Origin of the sequence: Neptunomonas concharum (genome assembly GCF_008630635.1) — a bacterium.
Classification (GTDB): Bacteria; Pseudomonadota; Gammaproteobacteria; order Pseudomonadales; family Balneatricaceae; genus Neptunomonas; species Neptunomonas concharum.
In genome coordinates this window covers 2,663,235-2,684,864 of record NZ_CP043869.1, presented here as the reverse complement: position 1 = coordinate 2,684,864, position 21,630 = coordinate 2,663,235, and the positions used below count along the sequence as shown (strand labels likewise).

General features: G+C 47.7%; 21 protein-coding genes. 5 read left to right on the top strand and 16 right to left on the bottom strand.

All coding sequences use genetic code 11. The features are described from left to right. Positions 1–53: 53 nt before the first annotated feature. On the top strand, positions 54–488 hold the full coding sequence (locus F0U83_RS12685) for a MerR family transcriptional regulator (RefSeq protein ID WP_138986856.1): 435 nt from the start codon (positions 54–56) through the stop codon (positions 486–488). On the opposite strand, the gene F0U83_RS12680 is transcribed toward F0U83_RS12685, so the two are convergent. From F0U83_RS12680 to F0U83_RS12640, 9 genes are all read right to left on the bottom strand, one after another. Then, entirely contained in the window at positions 485–1,378 is an 894-nt protein-coding gene (locus F0U83_RS12680) for a LysR family transcriptional regulator (RefSeq protein ID WP_138986857.1), read from the bottom strand. The two genes, F0U83_RS12685 and F0U83_RS12680, sit on opposite strands and share 4 nt — an antisense overlap. A gap of 29 nt (positions 1,379–1,407) precedes the next feature. Next, positions 1,408–3,150 (bottom strand): dipeptide ABC transporter ATP-binding protein, encoded by a 1,743-nt coding sequence (locus tag F0U83_RS17340; protein WP_276469554.1) that lies wholly within the window; start codon positions 3,148–3,150, stop codon positions 1,408–1,410. Continuing rightward, positions 3,151–4,392: an ABC transporter permease gene (locus tag F0U83_RS12670; protein WP_138986858.1), complete on the bottom strand. Its 1,242-nt coding sequence runs from the start codon at positions 4,390–4,392 to the stop codon at positions 3,151–3,153. It lies immediately after the preceding gene. Next, positions 4,392–5,588, bottom strand: a complete 1,197-nt coding sequence (locus F0U83_RS12665; protein ID WP_246077670.1) for an ABC transporter permease — start codon at positions 5,586–5,588, stop codon at positions 4,392–4,394. The genes F0U83_RS12670 and F0U83_RS12665 overlap by 1 nt, the downstream gene beginning before the upstream one ends. 63 nt (positions 5,589–5,651) lie before the next feature. Then, the gene (locus tag F0U83_RS12660; RefSeq protein ID WP_138986859.1) at positions 5,652–7,709 is read right to left on the bottom strand and encodes an ABC transporter substrate-binding protein; all 2,058 of its coding nucleotides are present in this window, start codon (positions 7,707–7,709) and stop codon (positions 5,652–5,654) included. A 53-nt stretch (positions 7,710–7,762) separates the two neighbouring features. Next, positions 7,763–8,419, bottom strand: coding sequence for an HAD family hydrolase (locus F0U83_RS12655; protein WP_138986860.1), 657 nt, complete (start codon positions 8,417–8,419; stop codon positions 7,763–7,765). Next, a complete protein-coding gene (locus tag F0U83_RS12650) occupies positions 8,419–9,255 on the bottom strand; it encodes an alkaline phosphatase family protein (RefSeq protein WP_138986861.1) in 837 nt (278 codons plus the stop codon). Before F0U83_RS12650 ends, F0U83_RS12655 begins: the two co-directional genes overlap by 1 nt. A gap of 146 nt (positions 9,256–9,401) precedes the next feature. Further along, positions 9,402–10,760 carry a D-serine ammonia-lyase gene (locus F0U83_RS12645; RefSeq protein WP_138986862.1) on the bottom strand — a complete coding sequence of 453 codons (1,359 nt, stop codon included), beginning with the start codon at positions 10,758–10,760 and terminating at the stop codon, positions 9,402–9,404. An 89-nt stretch (positions 10,761–10,849) separates the two neighbouring features. Beyond that, the gene (locus tag F0U83_RS12640; RefSeq protein WP_138986863.1) at positions 10,850–11,050 is read right to left on the bottom strand and encodes a bacterioferritin-associated ferredoxin; all 201 of its coding nucleotides are present in this window, start codon (positions 11,048–11,050) and stop codon (positions 10,850–10,852) included. 158 nt (positions 11,051–11,208) lie between these two features. On the opposite strand from F0U83_RS12640, the gene bfr (F0U83_RS12635) reads away from it, so the two are divergent. Further along, complete coding sequence (gene bfr / locus F0U83_RS12635) at positions 11,209–11,673, top strand: bacterioferritin (RefSeq protein ID WP_138986864.1); 465 nt, start codon at positions 11,209–11,211, stop codon at positions 11,671–11,673. A 14-nt stretch (positions 11,674–11,687) separates the two neighbouring features. Continuing rightward, positions 11,688–12,155, top strand: a complete 468-nt coding sequence (gene bfr / locus F0U83_RS12630) for a bacterioferritin (protein ID WP_138986865.1) — start codon at positions 11,688–11,690, stop codon at positions 12,153–12,155. An 84-nt stretch (positions 12,156–12,239) separates the two neighbouring features. Here bfr (F0U83_RS12630) and metE read toward each other — a convergent pair whose 3' ends face one another. Then, entirely contained in the window at positions 12,240–14,540 is a 2,301-nt protein-coding gene (gene metE, locus F0U83_RS12625; protein ID WP_138986866.1) for a 5-methyltetrahydropteroyltriglutamate--homocysteine S-methyltransferase, read from the bottom strand. Positions 14,541–14,673: 133 nt separating this feature from the next. Between metE and F0U83_RS12620 the strand changes: the two genes are divergently transcribed. Then, a complete protein-coding gene (locus F0U83_RS12620; protein WP_138986867.1) occupies positions 14,674–15,570 on the top strand; it encodes a LysR family transcriptional regulator in 897 nt (298 codons plus the stop codon). Between the two features lie 10 nt (positions 15,571–15,580). Here the strand turns inward: F0U83_RS12620 and F0U83_RS12615 are convergent, their stop codons facing one another. Then, positions 15,581–16,639 carry an arginine N-succinyltransferase gene (locus tag F0U83_RS12615; RefSeq protein ID WP_138986868.1) on the bottom strand — a complete coding sequence of 353 codons (1,059 nt, stop codon included), beginning with the start codon at positions 16,637–16,639 and terminating at the stop codon, positions 15,581–15,583. Between the two features lie 223 nt (positions 16,640–16,862). Between F0U83_RS12615 and F0U83_RS12610 the strand changes: the two genes are divergently transcribed. After that, positions 16,863–17,339 (top strand): Lrp/AsnC family transcriptional regulator, encoded by a 477-nt coding sequence (locus F0U83_RS12610; RefSeq protein WP_138986869.1) that lies wholly within the window; start codon positions 16,863–16,865, stop codon positions 17,337–17,339. A gap of 5 nt (positions 17,340–17,344) precedes the next feature. Here F0U83_RS12610 and F0U83_RS12605 read toward each other — a convergent pair whose 3' ends face one another. From F0U83_RS12605 to dctP, 5 genes are all read right to left on the bottom strand, one after another. Continuing rightward, positions 17,345–17,698, bottom strand: coding sequence for a RidA family protein (locus tag F0U83_RS12605; RefSeq protein WP_138986870.1), 354 nt, complete (start codon positions 17,696–17,698; stop codon positions 17,345–17,347). Between the two features lie 21 nt (positions 17,699–17,719). Then, positions 17,720–19,108: an FAD/NAD(P)-dependent oxidoreductase gene (locus F0U83_RS12600; protein ID WP_138986871.1), complete on the bottom strand. Its 1,389-nt coding sequence runs from the start codon at positions 19,106–19,108 to the stop codon at positions 17,720–17,722. After that, on the bottom strand, positions 19,105–19,440 hold the full coding sequence (locus tag F0U83_RS12595; RefSeq protein ID WP_138986872.1) for a (2Fe-2S)-binding protein: 336 nt from the start codon (positions 19,438–19,440) through the stop codon (positions 19,105–19,107). Before F0U83_RS12595 ends, F0U83_RS12600 begins: the two co-directional genes overlap by 4 nt. Continuing rightward, the gene (locus F0U83_RS12590) at positions 19,418–20,536 is read right to left on the bottom strand and encodes an NAD(P)/FAD-dependent oxidoreductase (protein WP_138986873.1); all 1,119 of its coding nucleotides are present in this window, start codon (positions 20,534–20,536) and stop codon (positions 19,418–19,420) included. The genes F0U83_RS12595 and F0U83_RS12590 overlap by 23 nt, the downstream gene beginning before the upstream one ends. A gap of 76 nt (positions 20,537–20,612) precedes the next feature. Then, the gene (gene dctP, locus F0U83_RS12585) at positions 20,613–21,611 is read right to left on the bottom strand and encodes a TRAP transporter substrate-binding protein DctP (RefSeq protein ID WP_138986874.1); all 999 of its coding nucleotides are present in this window, start codon (positions 21,609–21,611) and stop codon (positions 20,613–20,615) included. Positions 21,612–21,630 lie beyond the last annotated feature (19 nt).

Sequence of the window (21,630 nt, the reverse complement as noted above, 5' to 3'; positions counted from 1 at the left end):
AATCGATGCAAACAGTATAAAAGCTCTAGTAACTATAGCTTCAAGGACTTTCTGTGACGACCTATTCGATTGGAAAAGCGGCAAAAGCTTCTGGATGTAAGGTGCAGACGATTCGCTATTATGAGCAGATTGGTCTTGTGCCAGAGCCCTTTAGAACGGAGGGAAACCAACGTTATTATCGGCAAGAGGAGGTAGACCGGATCGGCTTTATTCGTCATGCCAGGGCGCTAGGCTTTTCGTTGGCGGCTATCAAAGAGATTCTCACTTTAGCAGATATGCCTGATCACTCCTGTAAAGAGGCAGATGCGATTGCTAAAGCCCAGATAACAACGATTGAGCAACGCATTGCTCAGTTAGAGGCGCTAAAGATGGAGTTAACACGTATGGTGGAACACTGCAGTGGAGGCAAGGTGGCAAACTGTCGCGTGATACAGGTGTTAGCTGATCATCGTCTGTGCGCTGGTCAGCATCATGATAGGGTGGACTAGGGGATAGGTTTTCCCGTTTCGGCACAACGGTTTTCTAAGGCTAGTTGCACGAAGTTACGAATACTAGGTAATCCGCTGCGGGCTTTTAGCCAGACAACGTGCTCGACGATCTCCTCTTGTGCTTCCTGAATTGGCACCATTAGATATCGAGAGTCGGGGCGGATATCATTTGCCAAAGAAAAGCCGATACCTAGCCCGTAGATGACCGCTTCGCACGTATCATATCGGGAATCCATATGGATATGAGGAAAAGGCGTGAGCCCTGCTTCTTTGAAAGCATGATCGACTACTTTTTGTGTATAAGCATCAGTTTTAGAGAAAATCAGGGGATAATCAATCAGCTGATGAACACTAAGTTGCTTCTGATTACCCAGAGGGTGGTCGAGCGGTAAAATCGCCATTAAATGGTGGCTGTGATAAGCAAGTTTAGAGATGCTGTTCTCCTCCAGAGGGCAAGGAAATAAACCAATATCGACTTCACGATCCAGCAACATCTTGCGACACTCTGTTGTAGTGCCTGACACAATATGTAACTGGGACTCAGGGAAACGCTGGTAGAAGTTTGCAAATAACGGCATAAAGATGAGCGGAGAAGCCGTGGCGACATGAATGGTTTGTTGGGTCTGTCGTTCAGGCTCTGCTAATGCTTGAATTGAGGCTTCAAGGTCGGGGTATTGTCTGGTAACGCGATGGAGTTCTTGCCCGAGATTGGTCAAGCGCACGCCGTTGTTGATACGTTCAAATAGAGCACCATTAAAGCGTGATTCTATTTTACGTATCTGCACAGTAATAGCAGGCTGGCTGACGCCTAAATCTGATGCTGCTTTTGTGTAGTTACCGTTTTTAACCGTGGCATTAAATGCCCGGATCTCTGATAGGGATATGTCCAATACAGCTCCAGAAAATGACGTTTAAAAGACTATTGGATAACAGTTTGGTTACCGTGAGATGACGAAGCCCGTTTTGGGCGAGCAAGTGCTTCTGCGTCACTGCAGATCTCAAATGCGGCGGCCTGTTTTACTTTATCCAGCAAGGGGATAGCGCTAATCAGCTCTTGTGTGTATTGCTTTTCTGGGTTGAGGAAAATTTTCCTTACGCTGCCTTGTTCAATTAACTCACCGTGGCGCATCACACACACATGGTCGCAAAGGTTCGCTATGACACTCAAGTCATGGGATATGAACAAAATGGTTAAGCCTAGCTCCTCTTTGAGCTCTTTTAGCAGGTCAAGAATTTCGGCTTGTATCGATACATCCAACGCCGCTACCGATTCATCAGCCACCAGAAATTGCGGGTTCGCTACTAGCGCGCGAGCAATGCTGATACGTTGACGTTGCCCACCTGAAAACGCATGAGGGAAGCGACGTAGGTGGTTGATATCCAGATGGCACCGCTTTGCCATTTCGATAACCCGCTGATCGGTTTCAGCTTTGGAGCTTGTGAGCTTCATGGCTTCTAAAGGCTCCGCGATAATATCCCTTACTGTCATGCGGGGATTGAGTGAGCCATAGGGATCCTGAAAGACCATTTGCGCAACGGCGGCTATTTGGCGTCGTTTCAGTGCTTTGCCGGCCTTCAGCGTAAACGGTTGCTCGGTACGATATTCCACTTGCCCGGATGTGACGGGGGCAGCTCCCAGTATGGCTTTACCTAAAGATGTTTTACCGGAACCGCTTTCACCGACTAAGCCGATGATTTGTCCCTTAGGTAGGTCGAGAGAAACATTTTTTACCGCGTTAAAGTGATCCCCTTTACGGCCCTGCCCGGACATGGGATAAGTGATGGATAGATCAGATATACGCAGAATAGGCTCGGGTTGGTGTTGTGGAGGTTCCGGTAACGCTTCTAAATGCGGTAATGCGTCTAGCAATTTAATCGTATAAGGGTGTTGTGGACTATAGAGCACGTCGTCAGCTGTTCCTGCTTCAACCACGTTGCCTTGGCGCATCACGGTGACATTATCTGCGATTTTGCTGATCACGCCCAAATCATGGGTGATGAATAGAATTGCCATACCCATCTGTTCTCGCAGTTCTAACATCAAATCAAGTACTTGTGCTTGAATAGTAACATCGAGTGCGGTGGTCGGTTCATCGGCTATGAGTAGCTTGGGATTGGTAGATAAAGCCATAGCGATCATTGCCCGTTGGCGCATACCGCCTGACAGCTCGAAAACATATTGATCAAAGCGCTTTTCCGGCATGGGGATGCCTACTCGCTCAAACAGTTCTATACCGATTTTTCGAGCCGTGTTCCTGTCATGTTTAAGGTGAATCTGTATCGTTTCGATGATCTGCTCACCCAGTGTGATCGCTGGGGCAAAGCTCGCCATTGGCTCCTGAAAAATCATTGATACTTGCCCACCACGAACCGTGCGCAGATTTTTACCGTTTAGCCCCAGTACGTCGATTCGTTGTTGGCCATCATAAAGCTGTATTTCGCTTGGTTTCTGTATCAGAGCATTACCCGGATGCAAGCGCATAATTGCTTTAGCGGTGGCTGATTTGCCTGATCCGCTTTCGCCCACCAGCCCCATGACTTCGCCGGCATGAATATCCAGAGAAACACCATCTAGTGCCCTAACCAGCCCTTCATCGGTACGAAAATCCAATGTTAAGTCACGAATACTGAGCAGGGTGTTTATGGGATTAAGTGCCATCATTTACTTATTCCTCTCTGAGTAAGGGTCGGCGGCATCGCGTAGGGCATCGCCCACGAAAACAAAGGCCATAATCAGGGTGACAAACACCGCAACAGGGAAAAATTGCCAGACCATATTCTGCTGGATATCGGGATCTTGAGCTTTTTGTAGAAGAACCCCCAAGCTATTTACAGGCTCGGTTAAGCCTAGCCCTAAGAAGCTCAAACTGGTTTCTGCCAAAATGACATAAGGGAAGTTGATCAAAGTATCCACAATGATGTAGCTACCAAAACTGGGAATCAAATGCCGCCAAATGACTCGTCCATGGCTGGAACCGGCCAATTGTGCTGCCAGCACATAGTCTTGGGTACGCTCCACCAATATGTGTGTACGTAGGCGGCGACCCAATGCAGCAAAGTCCAACGCGCCAATCACTACAGCGATAGCGAAATAACGCTGGGTCGGTGTCAGGTCGATCTGAGAGAGCGCGACGGCACAGGCCAGATAGATGGGAATCGGCGGAATCACACGCACCGCTTCTGTGATGCTCATCAAGACGGCATCTACTTTACCGCCAAAGTAACCGCTGACGCCGCCAACAAGAAGTGAGACGAACAGCTTTACGATTAAGGCAACAATAGCAATGCTGATGGTTACCCAGATCGCATGTAGCGTTCGGCTGAACACATCCTTGCCGTCCTCATCTGTTCCCATCAGGTGAATAGATCCTTGGTCCACGCCAAACAGATGGCGATCCCATTTGATATCGATTCCTAATAGATCGATTTTCAGCAGTGAGTATTCCCACCCTGTAACTAAGAACTGCAGATAACGGCGTTGGTTTTTATCTACAGTAAATAAATTTTGAGTGGAAGAGTTCAATGCACCGCTGGATGTAAGGGCATCTAACGCTGCCAGATTACCGCCTTTGGCGAGGGCGCTTAAGTTGATTTTAGGTTTATCTTTGCTGTAGGTGTAAGTAAAGGGGCGCCATGAAAAGCCGTTCTCATCCCAAAAGTAGACCACCTGTGGTGCGCCGCGACGATAATCTGGATTCGCTCCCTCAATGGTGGGATCTACCGGAGAGAAGAAAGGGGCGAACAAACCGAGCAATACCATAAACCCCAGTAGTGATCCGGCAATCAGGCCTACGGTTTTTTTCATAAAGCGGGCTTTGATTAGCGCAAACTGCCCTGCGGTATAATAGCTCTCATCGTAGGTATCAGTTTGAGGCTTATTTTTACGAAAAATGGCTGTTAACATCAGGCTGGGCCTCCTGTGCCTAATACACTCTTGCGCACGCGTGGGTCTACGGCTGCAAGCACAATATCGGTAATAAAGTTCATCGAAATCACCACCAAAGCCACTAAAAACAGAATACCGGCGGCGAGTTCTTGGTCATTAGTCATTGCTAGAGCTTCAATTAAGAGGGCTGATGCATCGGTCAGACCAATCACAATGGCCACAATAGGGAGGTCGTTAAAGATTCGTTGGTAATCAAAGCCAACGCTGTTAAATAGCGGGCTAATGGAATGACGGACGGGATATTTTGCCCACAAGTTGAATCCATGTACGCCACGGGCTTTGGCTGCATCCACGTAAAGCTTGTTGGATTCGTCTACTACTAAGGCGCGAACAGTTTGCAGTTGAAGCGCTGTTGCTGACCAGCCAATAACAAAGATCGGTAGCCAGATATGCCCTAAAAAGTCGTTGAGTTTGCCCCATTGGAAACCGCTTTCGGTAAACCAGCTTACCTGTTTCCACTCATCAGAAAATAGCCCTGTGGGTGCCGCTTCTCCGGCAAACACGTAAAGCAAAATAATCGTGAGTGCCAAAAGGAAGTTAGGTAAAGCTAGACCGAGATAGCTGATGATTCGCAGCATCACGTCTGTCATTTTGGCAAGCCCTAGGCCTGCTGTGTTAAGGAGTCGTTTGGCTTGGGTGTGTTGAGGGCTCCGGTCTTTCCAGGGTTTGTTGAGTACCCATGCTGATAAAATCCCAAAAGGAACCGCGATCAGGTAGGAAAACACTAACCCAGCAATACAGAACCAGAAGCTTAACCAGAAACGGTCACCTAATGCCAAATTCACCGATTGTCGTTTTGCACAGCTAAAGCCTAGATCACCTTTTAACGTGAGATCGGTTACCCAGTTGACCCAGCGCTCGGGTAGCGATTTATCCAGCCCCATGCGTGCGCGTTCGGCAGCGATATCGGCTTGGGTGATGCTTTCACCCTGGGTATTTTTGTAAGCGATCATCTTTTCTGCACAGTCCCCAGGCAGTACTTCCATCAACGAAAAGACAATGGCACTGACGGTGAGTAAGGTAACCAGTGCTAACAAGTAGCGGTTAAATACATAATGAAAGTATTGACTGTTCCGGGAGGCTCGAAACAGAAGCGCACCGGTGAACAGAATCAACCAAAGGAGCCAAGTTTCTGATAAAAAGTGAATGATCACGGTATCAATATCTACAGTTAGTCAGAGAAAAGAACCCCGCCTGAAGACGGGGTTCATGTTTATTTACTGTTTAGCGACGCCGCCTTCTGATAAGAACCACTGTGTTGCCATGTAAGGGTAAACACGGTAGTAGTCGTAAGAGGAGGTTTTAGGTACTTCGAAGTTGCCTAGTTTGCGGCTGTAGTAGATAGGCGCAACGGCTTTTACCGTACCTATAACAAAGAGGTCATCGACCATTTTTTGAGCGATGGCATGACCAACTTTTGCAGAGGCGTCGCTACCCATGGGTAACTGAACAAACTCATTCGCTAATTGTTCCATTTCATCGACTGTGGCTGGTGGTTTGACGCCTTCAGCACCTTTTGTATTACGGTACTGCTCCCATAACATACCTGTGCGCAGATCAAAGAAGCTGCCGTAAGGAGGGAGTAAGTCAGTGGTATTACTAGCCAGCGTTGCCAGTGGACGTCCCATGGTCCAGAAAGTAACACTCAGGTCATTTGCAGACTGGGAGTTACGATACTCATCGGATGTCACTTCTTTCTGAGTGGTTTTAACACCTACTGCATTCCAGTTTGCGGCAATGATTTCAACAAGCTCAGTGGCAACGCCCTGAGTGGAATACTGGATGTTAAGTTCTAACTTCTTACCGGACGGCAGATCCCGTAGACCATCACCATCTTTATCCACTACACCGGCTTTATCCAGCAATTTGGCGGCTTCTTTTGTGTTGTAGGTTATCCACGCTTGCTTCTGCTTATCGGTAACAAAGGAAGCGGTGTCCGCGTCAAAGGCGGTGTATTGCGTAGGGGTGCCTAATCCAAAATAGGCGATTTCGTTTATCTGATCTCGGTTGACAGCAAGGGACATCGCGCGGCGAAAATCTACGTTATTGAAGATGTCGCGTTTTTCTAAGTCTTTATCGGTCAGGTTAAAGGCAAAAGCTACTTCACCGATAGTTGGGCGCAGGGCAACTTCATACCCACCTTTATCTTTGTTCTCCAGCAGTACCGGTGCGGCAGGCAGGTTAACTGCTTGGGCTTTGTAATCAATCTCACCGGCAATCATTTTGGTGGTTTGGATATCTTCGTCACCAATGAAAATTTCATTGATTTCGTTGATGTAGGGGAGTTGGTTACCGGCGGTATCGGTCTGGAAGAAATAGGGGTTAGCCACCAAGCGACGACCTTCTAATGTCTCTTCAACAAGGATATGAGATTCCAGTGTTGGGGCAACCGCTGTAAAACCGGATTTTACCAAGCTTTCTGCAGCAGCTTTATCTTTTAGTAATGGCGAAGGGACATCTTTCCAGTCAGATTGGCCGTAATAGAAATTGATCACGGCGTACCCATCTTCAAAGCCAAGTTCTTTCGCTAGTTTATTGGCATCTTGATTAAAGTCTGGGTGGAATTTGCTAAGTAGATGTTTGGGTTGGAATGGTTGCGCATAGTCCTGTGCAAACATAGCGGTCAGGCCCGGTTTCGGAGCATTCAGAGTAAAGCGCACGGTTGTTTCGTTAAGCGCTTCAACTTTCATGGGTTTGCCATCTGATAGGAAACGATCTTTCGGTGATTTGATGATGTTGGTATCCATCAACATGTTGTTGTACCAAAAGGCGACATCTTCGGCGGTGAAAGGGGCACCGTCAGACCACTTGTGGCCTTTACGCAGTTCCATGGTCAATTCTGTAAAGTTATCATTCCACTTCCAGCGCTTAGCGACATTCGGTACGACGGTTTTCAGATCGTCGCTAAAGCGAGTCAGGTTCACGTGACGAACGGACAGCAGGTCAGAGGTGCCTGACTCTGTGGCTTTGGATATACCGTCAAGAACTCCACCGTATTGACCAACTTGAACATAGGGTGCAATCACTAAAGGCTCTGTAGGCAGTCGATCTGTAAGCGCAGGTAGTGCAGGGTTGCCTGCAATACGCTCATTGAGTGCTTTAGCAGATGGGTTGCCTGTAAAGGATAGTTGGCACTGATAAATTTTCTCAAATTCAGCCTTCTCAAAGATATAAGGGTATTCACCCTTTGCATCTTTAGCGGTAACCGTTGGACAAGCCGCCATGACATTTGAAGCCATTAAAACGGCAGCACTTGCGAGTAATAGTCTGGACATAGCACAGTTCCTGATTAGTTTTTGAGTGTTAGTAGAGTGAGTCGTCATCGGTCTTAGCACGTCCATGTCAGGGTTTGCCATGTCCGTTCTATGGCTGTTTGCTTGAGTAAATCATCCGGGTTGGTTGCAATGGGATGAGGTACAGCTTCAAGCAGGGGAAGATCATTAATAGAGTCGGAATAGAAAGCGGCGTTTTCTAGCGTCTCATTTTGCCTATTCAGCCAAGCTTTCAGGCGGGTGACTTTGCCTTCGCGGTAAGAGGGTATTCCTCTGATTTGGCCGGTATAGTAGCCTGCTTCGCTCTCTTCAAGCTCGATGGCGATAACATCGTCAATACCTAAGTGCTGGCAGGCTGCACGAACGATAAAGGCGGCCGTGGCAGAGATAACCAGAATACGATCGCCTTGAGCCCTTAATTGGGCGATAAGCTCCAGTGCTTCAGGGTAGAAACGAGGAGCAATATAGTTTGCAACGAATGTGGGTAAAAGTGCTTCGATATCTGCCACGCTGATACTGGCCAAGGGCGATAATTGAAACGCAATGTAATCATCCATCGAGAGCTGTTGTTGGCTATAAAGCGCCATTAACTGCTGTTCTTTTACAATAAACGGCTGATCGGCTAACCCTTGCTCTACAAGGAAATGGCAAAACAGTGAAGATGAATCACCTGCTAGTAGGGTTTCATCTAAATCGAAAATAACTAGCGCCATTAGCTACACTCCTTGAGTGAAGGATCTAACAGCAATAGATCTTTGCAGATTGGCTTGTTGTGCATCCTGATGCCGAGCAGTTCGCAAACCGTCCCGCACAAGTCAGTCTGTGACGGTTTACATGTAGGTTGGTGAGAAAACGCTGAACCGATCACAAACAGGGGAACTTGCTGCTCCTCGGGCAAGGTGCCGCCATGGCTGCGGTCATTGTTCATACCGTGATCAGCGGTGATCAGGATCTGATAACCTGCTTCTATCCACTGGGGAAGATAGTCAGACAAGATCATGTCTGTCTTGCGGGTGGTATTGCGGTAATGGCTACTATCTAAGCCCTCTCTATGTCCAGCGTTATCGATGTTCATGGGATGGACTAATAAGAAGTCCGGGTCATGCTGGCGTCTTAGCCATTCAGCATCAAGAAATAGGTGATCATCGGGATAGTGATCGGCATGATAAAAGCAGCCATGTTGGATCAGTAAGGACTCATCACAGGTGTGTCGGTCACGTATAGCATCGTAGGGTGAGTGGTTATAGAGCTCGCTGATCCAGTGATAGCTGGCTGCCGCTGTGCTTAGTCCTGCTTGGCGAGCCAGGCTGAAAATACTTTGTTGGTTGGAGTTACGGATAACATGGTTGTGGACAATGCCACTCACAATCGGGGTGACACCTGTCAGTATCGCCTCATACAAAGGACGTGACATGGAAGGGAGTTCGCATGAGATTTGGTATCGGGTAGCAATCCCCTGTGCCCTTAAGGCCTCCATAAATCCCATGCATTCACTGGCAACCTGAGCATTCAGGCCATCCAATATAACGAGTATTACTTTATCAGACATATCTTCCTGCAGCCAAAACAGGTACCCGTAACAGACAGGTACTCAACGAATGGCAACAGAATAGAAAGCCTCTGTGTTACTTCTGTGACACAATTAAGATGAATTAATGAATCTTGCTAATCTTTCCTTAGAGTTATAATTCCTAATTATGATTTGTCATAATTGAGCAGCGAAATTCCTTGGTCTAAGTAAGCTTGTTGTTCAATCTCAGGGACCATATTGCCACCGGTTGCCCAGACAATGTGGGTGATCTTGTCAGCTTCTATAGCGTGCTGTTTTAGGTAGTCTTGCTGCTGGTTGGCCCAGTGTATGCCCGGCATACCGGCCAGCGCGGAGGGCTCGAGCATAATATTTTCACTTTGTTTGAGCAGCGCTAGCAATTTATAGAGCTCGTTATCCGCAACGGTGAATATCCCAGATAGCAATGGCTCCATTACTTTGCCAACAAAACCGGAAGGCCGACCCACCGCTAAGCCATCGGCACAGGTGTGATTATCCAAACCGATATCCTGTACGCTGATACCTTCATGTAACTCGGAGTACATGCCGAGCAACATACAGGGAGAGTGCGTCGGCTCTGCAAAGAAACAATGGACGTTATCGCCCCATAGTTGTTTCAGGCCAAAGGCAACACCACCCGGACCACCACCGACACCGCAGGGTAGATAAACAAATAGGGGATGCGCCTGATCTACCACGATGTTTTGTTCTCCTAACTGTTTTTGTAAGCGAAGTGCTGCCACGCTATAACCAAGAAATAGATCCTGAGAATGTTCATCATCCACAAAGTGGCTATTAGGCGAGGCTGAGGCTTCGAGTCTGCCTTGTTCTACCGCTTTGCTATAGTCATCGGCATGCTCAACGACGTCTACCCCTTTGCTGCGTAGTAGCTCCTTTTTCCACTGCCTAGCATCGGCCGACATATGCACTGTCACCTTAAAGCCTAAGCGTGCACTCATAATGCCGATACTGAGCCCTAGGTTGCCGGTGGAGCCTACAATCACACGATGTTGGGCAAAATGTTGGCGTAAGGCTTCATCATTAAATGTTACGTAGTTATCGGACTCTGTAATGAGCCCAGCTTCCAACGCTAATGTTTCGGCATATTTCAGGACTTCGTAAATACCACCACGGGCTTTGATTGAGCCGGATATGGGCAGGTGGCTATCACATTTGAGTAGGAAACGACCGGGGAGGGGAGTTTTGTAGTAATCAGATAGCGCCGTCTGCATCTGAGGAATAGCTCGCAGGGGAGACTCAATTAACCCTTGGGCTGGCTTGGTTTCTGGGAAAACCTGACGAATGTAAGTACTGAAACGCTGCAACCGCGCAGCTGCATCTTGAGTATCTTTATCACTCAGCGGTAGTGTAGTTTTGGCCTGATGAAATGGGATCAACTTTGGGTTCAGCCAAAATAGCTCTTCGGTGGCGATTAGTTGGTTGATTAACGGTAGGCGCTGACACCATTGATCAAGGGGTAACGATGCAAAAGAGAGGGGCGGCATAGGGTATGACTCATACTTTCGTTTATCTAATAGCGAAAGAGTATACCGAGAGCTTTGCAGAGAACATACAGCCTATCTGCCAATAAAGATCAGGCAGCATTGTAGGACAGAGAATCGATCTTTGAATCGGCCAGATGATCTTTTATTAGCTCTCTGGCTGAACGCGTACATTTCCCGCAGCAGCTGCCGACAGATAATGACTTATTAAGATCAGCGACGCTGGTGGCGCCTTCATCAATGGCGTTTCGAATGTGTGAGTCAGTGACGGCATTGCAAATACAGATATACATAATCATAAAACCTATATGTTAGTGTGATTGATAATAATTCTCATATAGATTTATATCAAGTGTTTGTTACTTTTTAATTGGGTTTTTGTACTTCTGTCGTGGCTTGCCATAAACTCTGTCTATACATTTAGCCTTTAGTCATATTTTTGGAGAGTTATATGCAGGGTGATAAGCAAGTATTAAGCATGCTCAACAAGGTGCTGACTGCTGAGTTGACATCTATTAACCAGTTTTTTTTGCATGCGCGTATGTATAAAAATTGGGGTCTGGGTGAACTCAATGAGAAAGCATACAAAAAATCCATCAAGGATATGAAACAAGCCGACGACCTTATTGAGCGCATTTTGTTTCTTGAAGGGTTGCCCAACCTCCAGCATTTGGAGCGTTTACGAATTGGTGAACACACGGCCGAGATGTTGCAAGGTGACCTGGATTTTGAAATGAGCCAACTTACATTGTTACGCGAAGCGATCGCTTTATGCGAAACACAGTCCGATTTTGTCAGCCGTGAATTGTTGGAAAAAATTCTATCCGAGGAAGAAGAGCATTTAGATTGGATTGAAGCGCAGCAACACTTAATTGGGCAAGTAGGCATAGCAAACTACCTTCAAAGTAAAATGTAGGCGAGGAAAAAAGAATGAAAGGTAATCAACGGGTTATAGACGGATTGAACTCCCTACTGGCAATGGAACTGGCCGCCATGGATCAGTATTTTATCCATTCGCGTATGTATGATGATTGGGGGTTGAGTAAACTCTTTGAACGTATAGATCATGAAGTAGAAGATGAAAAAGGGCATGCTGCTTTACTCATCGAACGTATGCTGTTTCTTGAAGGGACACCCAATATGGTGGCGCGTGAAGGGCTACAGATTGGAACACATGTAGCAGAGATGCTGGAAAGTGATCTGCGTATCGAATATGAAGTGGGTAACCGACTAAAAGAGGTTATCAAGGTCTGCGAAGAGGAGCAGGATTACCAGTCACGGGAGATCTTACAAAAATTGCTGGAAGATACTGAAGTTGACCATGCCTACTGGTTAGAGCAACAGCTACGTTTAATTAAAATGCTGGGTATAGAAAATTACCTTCAATCACAGATGTGATCGAAGGCAATCCAGTGTGGTTAGGCTTTCGGCTTACGCATCATCAAGGTTAAGATCGGTGTAGCTTTACCCGTGTTAGCGTTATTAGCTTACGGCTTTTAACGCTTTCTGCCTCAGTGCTTTGGCCGCAGCTACCATGTTTTCAAGAGCGGGTATCACTTCCTTCCATTGGCGGGTTTTTAAGCCACAGTCGGGGTTGACCCAAAGCCGCTCGGCAGGAATTCTACAGGCTGCTTTTTCCATCAAGGCAACCATCTGCGCTTGTGATGGGATATTGGGGGTGTGAATATCATAGACCCCTGGCCCTATGTCGTTGGGGTAATTGAAGTGTTCAAATACATCCAATAGCTCCATATCAGACCGTGAGGTTTCAATAGTGATCACATCGGCGTCCATGTTGGCGATCGATTCGATAATATCGTTAAACTCCGAATAACACATATGGGTATGAATCTGCGTTTCATCGTTGACGCCATTAGCGCTGATACGGAAGCTTTCAACCGCCCAGTCGAGATAGCTTTGCCATTGGGATTTACGCAGAGGAAGTCCTTCGCGTAGGGCGGCTTCATCTATTTGAATGATGTTGACGCCTGCTTTTTCTAAATCTTGTACCTCTTCCCGAATCGCTAAAGCTAATTGGTAGCAAGTGCGTGATCGCGGCTGATCATCCCGAACAAAAGACCAGTTTAGGATAGTGACAGGCCCGGTCAGCATCCCTTTCATTGGTTTGTTTGTCAGGGATTGGGCGTACTGAGTCCAATGTACTGTCATCGCCTTAGGTCGACTGATATCACCAAAGAGAATAGGGGGTTTGACGCAACGAGAGCCATAAGATTGGACCCAACCATATTGGCTAAATGCATAGCCTTGCAGCTGCTCGCCAAAGTATTCCACCATGTCATTCCGTTCGGCTTCACCATGAACAAGTACGTCTAAGTCTAATGCTTCCTGCTCATCCACAGCGCGTTTGATCTCAGCTTGCATTTGTTGTGTGTATTCAGCTTCGTTTAATCCCCCTTTTTTGAATTGCTGACGGGTGGCACGAATCTCCGTCGTTTGTGGGAAGGAGCCTATCGTGGTGGTTGGATACAGTGGCAGATTGAACTTAGCTCTTTGTAGCGCGGCACGATGCTCAAAGTCGCTTTTACGTTGGCCTAAGTGCGGGTAAATCGAGGCGATAGCGTGTTGTACCTGAGGGTTGTGTACACGTGAAGATGTTTGGCGATTCACGATAGCCTGACGGTTGCTTTCTAACTCATCAGCTACTTTAGCTCGACCTAGGTTAAGTGCGCGTGCTAACAGATCCAGTTCATCCAATTTTTGATAAGCGAAGGCAAGCCAGCTTTTAATGTCGGGGTCGAGTTGTTGTTCTGCTTCCAGGTCAACCGGCACATGTAATAATGAACATGAAGGCGCTATCCAAAGACGTTCTGCTAACGTTGCAGCAATCGGCTCCAGCCAGTCGAGGGTGGTACTCAGATCGGTTTTCCAGATATTTCGCCCGTTGATAATGCCTAAAGAGACCACGCTGTGGTTAGGTAAGCTATCAATCAGTGGTTCGACTTCGTGTCGAGCGTTGATCGCATCCAGATGTACACCATCAACGGGCAGTTGGCTTACTAGGGATAAGTTCTCTTTAAGCTCGCCAAAGTAGGTCGCTAGGAGTAATTTGACCGGGCTTTCTTGTAAGAGATCGTAGCTTTTTCTCAGAGCGTTTTTCCAGTGTTTATCTAGTTCTGTTACTAAGATCGGCTCATCAATTTGTACCCACTCAACCCCTTGATCGGCAAATGTAGCAAGCAATGCTTGATAGGTGGTAAGTAGTTGGTCAAGCAGGTCTAGCTTATTGGAACCATCTTTCTCTTTACCTAACCACAGATACGTGACTGGCCCAATAATGACAGGTTTGATGTTTTTATGATGAGTTTTTGCTTCGGCAATCTGTGTTAGCACGTTTTCAGGTTTAAGGGTGAAAACCGTCTCGTGGGTGAACTCAGGTACGATGTAATGATAATTGGTATCAAACCATTTGGTCATCTCACCTGCATGGATGCCACTGCAAGCACTGTCGTGAGCAGAGCGTCCACGGGCTACTCTGAAGTAGGTGTCTAGCTCTGCTGCACTATCAGTGTGTAGGTTGGATGCACGCGATGGAATGTTTCCCAGCGTGAAACTCATATCTAAAACTTGGTCATAGAATGAGAAGTCGCCCACCGGCAAATAATCTAAGGTGGATTGCCGTTGCCAATTGAGTGAGCGTAGCTGATGTCCGGTCTTGAGTAGCTCTGCTTGGTCAATCTCCCCGCGCCAATACCGCTCTTGTGCGAATTTCAGTTCCCGTTGTGCACCAATACGGGGAAAGCCTAGATTATGTGTTGTTGCCATGAGAGCTTGCTCCTTTTATACCAATCAAATTAAGCGATGAGTCTCATAGTAGTGATCGTTACCAATAAAAAATAATGGTATTGTTTTATCTATCTATAAATTTTATTCATGATTTGTGTGGGTGATATTGGCCATGCTAGAGCGAAGCCATTTAGAAATTTTACGAGCCGTAAACCAATACGGTTCTCTTACCGCAGCGGCTGATAAGTTATGTCTGACCCAACCTGCGCTGAGCCATAGCATTAAAAAGCTGGAGCAGCGATTAGGGACGCTCTTATGGCAGAAAGAGGGCAGGCAACTGCGTCTTACTGCCGCTGGGACGTACCTCTTGCGGTTAGCCGAGCGGTTATTACCTCAATTAGAGTTAGCTGAAGAGGTAGTGAGTGAAATAGCAGCTGGGCGACGCGGTACATTACGTATCGGTATGGAGTGCCACCCTTGTTATCAATGGTTGTTAAAGGTGGTCAGCCCCTACCTCAGTGCTTGGCCTGAGGTGGATGTGGATGTTAAGCAACGCTTCCAGTTTGGAGGTATAGGGGCTCTATATGCACATGAGATTGATATCTTAGTCACTCCGGACCCGTTATTTCGTAGCGGTTTACATTATGAGCCAGTGTTTGATTATGAGCAGGTGCTAGTGGTCGCTGATAGCCACCCTTTAGCAAGGAACATTTCGGTGACACCTGAGCAATTAATCAACGAAACCTTGATTACTTATCCCGTAGAGCCTGAGCGATTAGATATTTTTAGCCAGTTTTTAACACCTGCTAATTGCCAGCCTAAAAAACATAAAACCATTGAAACAACCGACATCATGCTGCAGATGGTAGCCGCAAGGCGTGGTGTAGCAGCCTTGCCGGGATGGTTAGTATCCGAGTATCAACAGCGCATGGCTATACAGCCGCTGCGGTTGGGTGAAGGTATCTACAAGCAAATTTTTTTGGGGCAACGCTCAACCGATCTTAAAACCGACTACCTTACAGCGTTTATTGAACAGGCGAAGCAGGGTACTGCCTCACCGACTCAGTAGCACAGCAGCCTCAAGCTGCGACAGCTTTGGGCATTTTGACCGATGCCTGATTCATCCGAATATAGCGAATAGGCTGGCCTGTCTGCACGTTAAGTTGGGTTTGAACATCCGCTTCAATAAGCAGACTGCCATCGTCCTGTAGTAGCGCCGGTGCGAGTGCGACACGGTAATTATCAAGATCGCCATTGCTGATAAGATAGCGCTCGCAGGTTTCAGACAGTTTACTCACAATCTGGAACGATCCTGTCTGGCTAGATTTCACACTGTGGATCTGGCTGGTTTCAGATTGGACGGATGGGCCGCCGTCAAAGAGATCCACATAGCCGCTGAACTGAAAGCCTTCTTTTTTCAGCATATGCAAAGCCGGCGCTGAAGAGTCATGAGGTTTGCCGATTACAGCTTGAGCCTCATCGGGTAATAGGTCGATATAAATTGGATATTTAGGCATCAAGTCGGAGATAAATTGCGTACCTTTTAAGGCGGCGGTGTTCACAGCATCTTGAAACTCAATATCAAAGAATGGCTTACCTAAGTTCTCCCATAGCGGGGAGCGGCCATTTTCATCCTGCCAGCCACGTAACTCTGCGATGACTTGGTTACCAAATCGCTCAGGAAAATCAGCGAGTGTTAAAAAGCGAGCACGGGACAGAAACTGACCAACGCCTGGTTTGCGATATTCGGGTAATAGATAAAGAGAGCCGATCTCGGTTGCCCCAGTGTAATCATTCACCAAACTCAATACGCGGGTTTGGCGAATAAGCCCTAAATCAGAAGAGCTATTAACTAAGGTGGAGATTTTATAGGAGTAAAATGGGCGACTTAAGCCAACGCCTGTGTAGATAGCAGTTGTACCGGCAAGATGGCCGGTCTCTGTATCCTCTAGCACCATAAAATAGGTGCTGATCTCTTGGGGCGCTTTTTGGCTATCAAAGGCCTCTGCTGATGCGGTGATCTTGTCCATCCATGCTTGCTTGTCGGCGGGCATAGAGGTCATGCCTTTTCCGACAACATGGGATATATGGAGTAGGTCGTCCAGATCGGATTCTGTACACGGGCGGATAATCAGCATAGATGGCTCGCTTATTTCTCGTTGTTATAGGCTAATTTTAGTCGTCAATCCGCAAAATGAGCTGTTTAAATAACCGATCTATCATTAATAATCTTCTGAAAAAAAACATATTACCGAATTTTATTCGGCTTTATCCTGAGAAACTACTTTTTGGTGAATATCCTGTAAGTAGAGGCTATTATCGTTTTATGGTCCGTTATAAATAATAAAAAAAGGTTTTAAAATGACGCTTGATCGGATTAACCGAAAGATTCTTTCGGCTTTGCAGAAAGAAGCTCGAATGACGAATCAGGACCTGGCTGACAAAGTGGGCTTATCGCCTAGTTCTTGCTTGAGTCGTGTTAAAAAGTTGGAGGAAGCCGGTTATATCGGCCCTTACATGGCTGTTTTAAATCTGCCGAAGTTGTGTCGCAGTGTGACTGTGATTGCGACGGTAAGCCTTAAAGATCAAAGCACAGAAGCATTTCGTTTATTTCGCCAAGCGGCACAAGAGATTCCTGAGGTAGTGGAGTGTGATACGGTCAGTGGCGTGTTTGATTTCTTCCTGAAAATTGTAGCACCTGATATGCTGCGCTATAACGCGATCAATGATCGCTTACTAGACTTGATTCCTGGGCAGATCAACATCAGTAGTCATGTGGTGTTAGAAACGGGTAAACCTTTTCGGGGATACCCGCTGGATCAGCTATTAGATAGCTAAACAGGCTATGCTTTTACTGCAGCTACTACTGAAATTTCTACGAGTAGCTCAGGCGATGCCATTTTGGCCTCGACACACGCGCGAGCAGGCGCGTGGCCTGCTGGTACCCAGTTGTCCCATACCGCATTCATGTCGGCAAACAGGCTCATATCTTTCACATAGATGGTAGCTGATAAGATATGCTCGCGATCACTACCGACAGAGGCTAACAACGCATCCACTTTAGCCAGCATGGTCTGTGTTTGCTCGGTGATACCGGCGGTGCGGTCTTCAGCCACCTGTCCACACAGGTAAACCGTGTTGTTATGGACCACAGCGCGGCTCATACGTGCGCCTGTTTCGTAACGTTGGATAGACATAGATTCTCCTAGTGTTTGGGCCTATTCAGCTAAATCGGCTAGCTCACCGATGGTTAATGGTTTGATCGGTGTGCGAATTCGGTAGTAGCCTACCTCATTCACGGGTAGTTGGTGAACGTCCGCAATCAGATTAGCGACAGTGAGTCCACATAAACGCCCTTGGCAAGGCCCCATGCCTGAACGGCAAAAGGATTTTGTCTGGTTGGGGCCGGTACAACCCAGTTTAGCAATGTTGCGAATTTCTCCGGCGGTGACTTCTTCGCACCGACATACGATGGTTTCATCAGGCGGTAACAGAAAGGAGTTTGCCGGTTGGTATAAGTGATCCAAAAATGGGCGGACAGATAACTGCTGTTGCAGGCGTTTTTCTATACCCGACGCTTCTTTTTGCAAACTATCAGTTGATGATGCATTAAGTTGCGTTGCAATTTTAAGGGCGCTGAGCTGACCTTGATACTCAGCGGCTTTGGCTCCTGCAATACCGCCACCATCGCCGGCAATAAAGATACCTCGTTTAGATGTTTCGCCCCAACGATCTCGCTCGGGACGCCAGCATTGTTGGAGTTCATCCCACTGATGCTTGAGCTGTAAAGCGCGACTCAGCTGGGTGTTAGGCACCACGCCTTGGTGTACTAACAGGGTCGTGCAGGTAAGGCTTTCCTGCCCCTTAGCGCTCGAAAATAAAACCTGTTCTATATGGCCATTATTGCCTTCGATAGCGGTCAGGTCAGTCACGTGGTTAATATAACGAATGCCTGCTTTTTTCAGTGTCAGTAACAGTCCCACCCCTTTCAGGAGTAGTGGGGTGTTTTTTAACGCATTAGGGAGATAACGCAATGCACTGCGATAGCGGCCTTTTGGGGTGGTATCTAAAATGGCGCTAATGGGTACACCCGCTCGGTGCAGCTGTACGGCGATCAATAGCAATAAAGGCCCGCTTCCTGCCAGTACTAAAGGCAATGCAGGTGTTAGCCCACTGGTTTTTAGCAGGATTTGTGCGGACCCACAGGTCATAACCCCGGGGGTTGTCCAACCCACGAAGGGAACCGGTCGTTCCATTGCGCCCGTGGCTAGTAAGATACGTTTAGCTTGTAGTTTTTCACTGCAACCGTTGCGACTAAACGCGATGTTTAGATCATCATCAATCGACCAAACCATGGTGCCGGGTAGGTAAGTCACAGGCGCATTTTCTAACCCTTCTAAGAGATGACGGCCATAATAGTAATCAGGCCCAAGGATGTGCTCATCCGCTGGGGCAGGCTGTTTTATACTACGATAAATCTGCCCGCCGGGTGTCTGTTGCTCATCGAGTATGGCTACGCGCAGTTTTTTTTGTGCCGCTGTGGCAGCCGCCGCCATACCCGCTGGGCCTGCACCGATAATGATTAGGTCATAGATGTCACTTTTCATGATTTAACCTCTACTGATAAATCATCGACCAAATGGCGTGCTCGCTGTTGGCGGCGTATGTGCATCCCTTCCGAAACCTGGGTCATGCACCCTTGCACGTTCTCTTCTCCGTTTATTTCGAGCAGACATTCAAAACATACGCCCATCATGCAATAGGGCGCACGAGCGCTGCCGCTTACCGCGCTGGTGCGGCTGGCGTTCAATCCTGCGGCTAATACCGCAGCTGCGGCTGAGTCATGAGAGCGTACTTTGATCGCTTGCCCTTCAACCCACACGGTAACCCAATGACCGTCGTGAGTCGGGAGGCGATTAAAGCTCGAAGCGTTTGGCATGAAACACCTCCAGAGGTAGTTGGGTTTGGCCGCTCGATATCCAATCGGCTAAGGGGCCTTCGTGAAGTGCTCCCAATGTCACACCGCTATGACAGGTAACTAAGTAAGCGCCCGGATATTGGGTGGATTGTTCATAGATGGGGTAGCCATCGGGTGTCATTACCCTAAGTGCTCCCCAAGCTCTGACTAAACGAGCTTTATCTAAAATAGGGAACATTTTTCGGGCGCGGGCGGCAATCTTGGCCATAACATCAAGGGTGGTACCGCTGTCAAAGCCGACATCTTCTTTAGAGTCACCGATCTGTACAGTACCCTCTGCCGTTTGACGAACATGACCCGTAGGATAATGGATAAACGGGTCGAGTCGCTCGCTGATCAGTACTTGTCCGCGATTCGGAACAACGGGAGCAGACAGCCCCACCATCGGCGCTAGATCACGGTTACCTAAGCCTGCTGTTAAGACGACTTTGTCACAATGAACAGTGTGAGTTTCTGTCTCGACTTTAAAGCCAGTCGATTGAGGGATTATTTTGTCGACTCGGCTACCTGTGACCAGTATCCCACCTTGTTGGCTAAACGCTTCGGTCATAGCGCGCAGGTACAGCAGTGGATTGAGGTGGCCGTCTTCAGGGCACCAAGTTGCGCCTGCGACTTCAGGACCAATCTGTGGAAAAAATTCGCGAACTTCTGCCAGATCCAGTGTTTTAAATGGATAATCCCCGCCGGCAGCTTGTTGCATTGTCATGAGCATGGTTTGGCGCTTTTTAAGCTCATCTTCGTGTAGGCAAACGTATAAGCCTCCCCGTTGCTGAAGCTGTATATCAATTCCCGTAGATGCCTGTAAGCGCTCGGCTAAGGTGCCCCATAGTTTGGCGGATTGTCGGCTGATTGCTGCATATTCAGGTAAGGTATCTCCTTTTCCCTGAACCCAGACAAGACCAAAATTTCCGCGGGACGCGCGCAGTGCAATATCACCTTCATCTAAAAGAGTGACCTGATGACCATTACGAAGCAGACCCAGAGCGATGGCTAGACCGACGATGCCTCCTCCCAGCACACAGATATCTGTGCCGTGTTGGCTTTCAGTTAAACGCATAAGTCAGACAATGTCCTGTAAGATTAAAAAAGCCCGACGCCGTAGCGCCGGACAAATGAGACAAGGGTAGAAACGCTTATTGCAGGGCTTTATCCAATACGCCTTGAGCCCATTCTGCGCCAATATCGTTGATCACTTCCGGCCAGACTTTCTCGCGAACGATTTTAGCGGTAGCTTCAATTTGCTCATCAGAAACCGGAACGATGGTGGCACCGGCTTTGGCCAGAAGCTGCTCATTTTTTGATTGATCCGCACGTGCGGTTTCCCAGCGGCTGTTTTCGAACTTTTCGGCGGCTGCCATCAGTTTTTCTTGGTGTTTTCCATCAAGCTCAGAGAAGACTTCATCACTGATAATCAGGTACCACATTTCAAAGTGGGTGTTGATAGGCAGGTAGCTTTTCGTTACATCACGGAACGATGCGTAGTAGCCTTCTGCACCTGAGCCCATGACGCCATCAACAACACCGGTTTGAACCGCAGTGAAGGCTTCCGAGAACGGTAGAGGGGAGCCGATAAAGCCGATATTGTCTGCTGTCAGCTGGAATGTTTTGATCGGTGGAACACGCAGTTTTGCACCTTTCATTACCGTTGGATCAGCGGCATTGTCGATCTCTTTGTTTAGCGAGATACCCCCAAAATAAACTGGCCACGCGCCGAGTACCTTAATTCCCTGAGCACCATACAGGTCAGCAACGGTTTGTCGCATAGGTGAGCCTTTGGCAAACACCTTTTGAGCGTCGTCCCAGGTTTTTACCAGATAAGGCATATACACCACTTGGAAGCGCTTATCGGCGCTGGATGCGGGTGGTTGGACGGCCATATCAATTGCACCCAAGCCAACACGCTCTTGTACCACGGTGTAATCACCGAGTGAGCTGGCAGGATAAATTTTGATTTTTACTTTGCCTTCTGTCGCTTCAGCAACATCTGCTGCAAAGCGTTTAGCATCCACATCGATGGCCGTCTCTTGAGGGCGCACATGGGACAATTTAAGTGTCGCAGCTTGTGCAATAGCGCTCATAGAAGCGGAGATGGCGACAGCCAGCGCAAGTTTTTTTACCAGGTTTGTTTTCATTGTTTTCTCCCGAGTATTT

Bases quoted from the DNA above. Each gene is read 5' to 3' on its own strand.
- F0U83_RS17340 (WP_276469554.1), bottom strand. From the start codon at position 3,150: ATGATGGCACTTAATCCCATAAACACCCTGCTCAGTATTCGTGACTTA.
- F0U83_RS12670 (WP_138986858.1), bottom strand. From the start codon at position 4,392: ATGTTAACAGCCATTTTTCGTAAAAATAAGCCTCAAACTGATACCTAC.
- F0U83_RS12660 (WP_138986859.1), bottom strand. From the start codon at position 7,709: ATGTCCAGACTATTACTCGCAAGTGCTGCCGTTTTAATGGCTTCAAAT.
- F0U83_RS12655 (WP_138986860.1), bottom strand. From the start codon at position 8,419: ATGGCGCTAGTTATTTTCGATTTAGATGAAACCCTACTAGCAGGTGAT.
- F0U83_RS12650 (WP_138986861.1), bottom strand. From the start codon at position 9,255: ATGTCTGATAAAGTAATACTCGTTATATTGGATGGCCTGAATGCTCAG.
- F0U83_RS12645 (WP_138986862.1), bottom strand. From the start codon at position 10,760: ATGCCGCCCCTCTCTTTTGCATCGTTACCCCTTGATCAATGGTGTCAG.
- F0U83_RS12640 (WP_138986863.1), bottom strand. From the start codon at position 11,050: ATGTATATCTGTATTTGCAATGCCGTCACTGACTCACACATTCGAAAC.
- bfr (WP_138986864.1), top strand. From the start codon at position 11,209: ATGCAGGGTGATAAGCAAGTATTAAGCATGCTCAACAAGGTGCTGACT.
- bfr (WP_138986865.1), top strand. From the start codon at position 11,688: ATGAAAGGTAATCAACGGGTTATAGACGGATTGAACTCCCTACTGGCA.
- metE (WP_138986866.1), bottom strand. From the start codon at position 14,540: ATGGCAACAACACATAATCTAGGCTTTCCCCGTATTGGTGCACAACGG.
- F0U83_RS12620 (WP_138986867.1), top strand. From the start codon at position 14,674: ATGCTAGAGCGAAGCCATTTAGAAATTTTACGAGCCGTAAACCAATAC.
- F0U83_RS12615 (WP_138986868.1), bottom strand. From the start codon at position 16,639: ATGCTGATTATCCGCCCGTGTACAGAATCCGATCTGGACGACCTACTC.
- F0U83_RS12610 (WP_138986869.1), top strand. From the start codon at position 16,863: ATGACGCTTGATCGGATTAACCGAAAGATTCTTTCGGCTTTGCAGAAA.
- F0U83_RS12605 (WP_138986870.1), bottom strand. From the start codon at position 17,698: ATGTCTATCCAACGTTACGAAACAGGCGCACGTATGAGCCGCGCTGTG.
- F0U83_RS12600 (WP_138986871.1), bottom strand. From the start codon at position 19,108: ATGAAAAGTGACATCTATGACCTAATCATTATCGGTGCAGGCCCAGCG.
- F0U83_RS12595 (WP_138986872.1), bottom strand. From the start codon at position 19,440: ATGCCAAACGCTTCGAGCTTTAATCGCCTCCCGACTCACGACGGTCAT.
- F0U83_RS12590 (WP_138986873.1), bottom strand. From the start codon at position 20,536: ATGCGTTTAACTGAAAGCCAACACGGCACAGATATCTGTGTGCTGGGA.
- dctP (WP_138986874.1), bottom strand. From the start codon at position 21,611: ATGAAAACAAACCTGGTAAAAAAACTTGCGCTGGCTGTCGCCATCTCC.